The 932-nt window shown below is 71.1% G+C and carries 1 protein-coding gene and 1 pseudogene; one reads left to right on the plus strand and one right to left on the minus strand.

The features are described 5' to 3' along the window. Positions 1-192, minus strand: a pseudogene (locus tag CCL05_RS43090) (twin-arginine translocation signal domain-containing protein); the annotation flags it as partial. Between the two features lie 163 nt (positions 193-355). On the opposite strand from CCL05_RS43090, the gene CCL05_RS43095 reads away from it, so the two are divergent. After that, positions 356-932, plus strand: a 577-nt coding sequence (locus tag CCL05_RS43095) for an SIMPL domain-containing protein (RefSeq protein WP_086565901.1), incomplete at its 3' end; no start/stop codon positions are given.

Here is a 932-nt window from a genome sequence, read left to right on the forward strand (position 1 = left end):
TGTCCGTGAAGTAGTCCCAGTTGAAGACGTTGCCGTGCAGGTCGTCGTCCCCAGCACGGTGAACGCGTACCGCTTGGCGCCGCGCTGGGACTCGGCCGCCTGCGCGCCCGGCGCCCCCACCGCACCGGCCAGCGCCACCCCCGCCCCGGTCACGGCGGACTTCTCCAGGAACTTCCGGCGGTTCAGCGGCATGTCTGGCACTCCTCGCGGAATCTGTGAACGACGCGCGTAGATAACGCGCGTAGATTCTGACCCGGACATGACCGACAGCAACAGCCCCGGCAGGTTGCGATCTGATGACTCAACCCACGGCTCCACCCCCTCCGGCCAGCCAAGACATGACAGAGTGGGGCGTATGACCGCCCCCACGTCAGACGCCTCCCCACCCGCCGTCCCCTACGGCACACCCGACGCCCCCCGCATCGCCGTCCGCGGCGAAGCCCGCCTCGAAGTCGACCCCGAGATCGCCCGCATAGGCATCACCGTCGCCGCCCGCGGCCGCGACCGCCGCTCCGCCCTCGACGACCTCACCCGCCGCAACGCCGGCGTCCTCGACCTCGTCAAGTCCTACGGCGACGCCGTCGAACGCCTCGAGACCGGCGCCTTCTCCATCACCCCCGAACTCACCAAACACGGCCGAGGCGAACGCGTCCGCACCTACCACGGCACCGTCCACGTCACCGCCGAACTCACCGACTTCACCGCCCTCGGCGAACTCACCACCCGCCTCGCCGACCTCGAACTCACCCGCGTCGACGGCCCCTGGTGGGCCCTGCGCCCCGACTCGCCCGCCCACCGCGAAGCCCGCAAGAAAGCCGTACGCGAAGCCGTCCAGCGCGCCCGCGAATACGCCGAGGCACTCGGCACCACCCTCGCCGCCCTGGTCGAACTCGCCGACATCGGCGCCGAGAGCGCACCCCCGGCCTACCCCC

It is taken from the genome of Streptomyces africanus (assembly GCF_002150735.1).
Lineage (GTDB): Bacteria > Actinomycetota > Actinomycetes > Streptomycetales > Streptomycetaceae > Streptomyces > Streptomyces africanus.